This is a genomic window from Paracoccus spongiarum (assembly GCF_030732095.1).
In the GTDB taxonomy this organism is placed as follows: domain Bacteria; phylum Pseudomonadota; class Alphaproteobacteria; order Rhodobacterales; family Rhodobacteraceae; genus Paracoccus; species Paracoccus spongiarum.
On sequence record NZ_JAVAMQ010000081.1, the window covers coordinates 1 to 638 of the forward strand.

Annotated in this window: 1 protein-coding gene; it reads right to left on the bottom strand. The window is 63.5% G+C overall.

What is annotated here, in order from left to right; all coding sequences use genetic code 11:
- Positions 1-531: Arm DNA-binding domain-containing protein (locus tag Q5Y72_RS19785; protein WP_305965095.1), on the bottom strand; the 531-nt coding region annotated here is incomplete at its 3' end.
- Between the last annotated feature and the right edge of the window lie 107 nt (positions 532-638).

Sequence of the window (638 nt, forward strand, 5' to 3'; positions counted from 1 at the left end):
ACCCTGCAGCTTCCTTGCCCGGTTGTTCGGCTTTGCCTTATGGGGACGACACCGGCCCTCGGCGATCCGGTTCAGCAGCTTTTCGACATCATAGGGCGTGATTTCCGTGACGAGCCTGTTGTTCCAGTCCGGCCCGACCAGCTTGGTCAGCATGGAGCGCTGATCGGACGCATTGGTCTTCGCCAGATTGGGCAGATGCACCTCGGTATAGCGGTCAACCAGATCCTTGAACCGGGGCGCCTCACGCCCGTCCTTCTTCGCGCCCAGCGGATCGCCCCCGGCATCGATATCGCGGCGCAACTCCTTGGCCCGTTCCCGCGCGGCAGCCGTCGACCATTCCGGCCAGCGCCCCAACGTCATCCGCCGCTGGCGTCCGGCATGGCGGTAATCCAGCGTGAAGGCCCGGTTGCCGGAACGGTAGATGCAGATGGCAAACCCCCGCACCTCGCTGTCAAAAATCTGATAGTCCCGGCCCGGTTCCGGTGCCGCCTCCCGCACCGTTTTTTCGTTCAGCCTCAATCGCTTCACCATGCCCAGCGCCTCCTTCTTGCATCCCACATGAGGCTCAGCCTCGCGCGTATGGCAAGTCATACATCAGCGCCAGGACCGGCAGGGAGGCGGAAGGTGGCAGAACCTAG